Source organism: Dietzia sp. B19 (genome assembly GCF_014145155.1).
GTDB classification, from domain to species: Bacteria; Actinomycetota; Actinomycetes; order Mycobacteriales; family Mycobacteriaceae; genus Dietzia; species Dietzia natronolimnaea.
This window is the reverse complement of the sequence record NZ_JAALED010000575.1, coordinates 12,552-12,899: the sequence shown is the minus strand read 5'-3', so window position 1 is coordinate 12,899 and position 348 is coordinate 12,552. Positions and strand designations below refer to the sequence as shown.

The window sequence follows — 348 nt, the reverse complement described above, 5'->3', positions numbered from 1 at the left end:
CGGATCCGACACGCCAAAGACACCGGCCTGGGCCGTCTGCCCTCGCGGGAGTTCGCTTTAAACCAGGCCTGGCTCGTGGCGGTGATGCTCGCCGCGGATCTGGTGGCCTGGACCCGGATGCTCGCTTGCACCGGCGACGCCGCAGTTCTGGCCTTGTGCGAGCCCAAAGCGCTGCGCTACCGCTTCCTCCACGTGGCAGCCCGGCTGGTCCGAAGCGGCCGACGGCGGCGCGTGAAGATTCCCGAAACGTGGCCCTGGGCGACTGCCATCGTCGCAGTGTTCAACACGATCGCCGCGATCCCAAAACCGGCCTAACCTCACCCACCCGCCCACGACAGAACCACCGGA

The 348-nt window shown here is 67.8% G+C and carries 1 protein-coding gene; it reads left to right on the top strand.

The window, feature by feature from the left end; translation table 11 throughout:
* On the top strand, positions 1-315 hold a 315-nt coding region (locus tag G6020_RS17370; RefSeq protein WP_241732791.1), incomplete at its 5' end, for a transposase.
* Positions 316-348 lie beyond the last annotated feature (33 nt).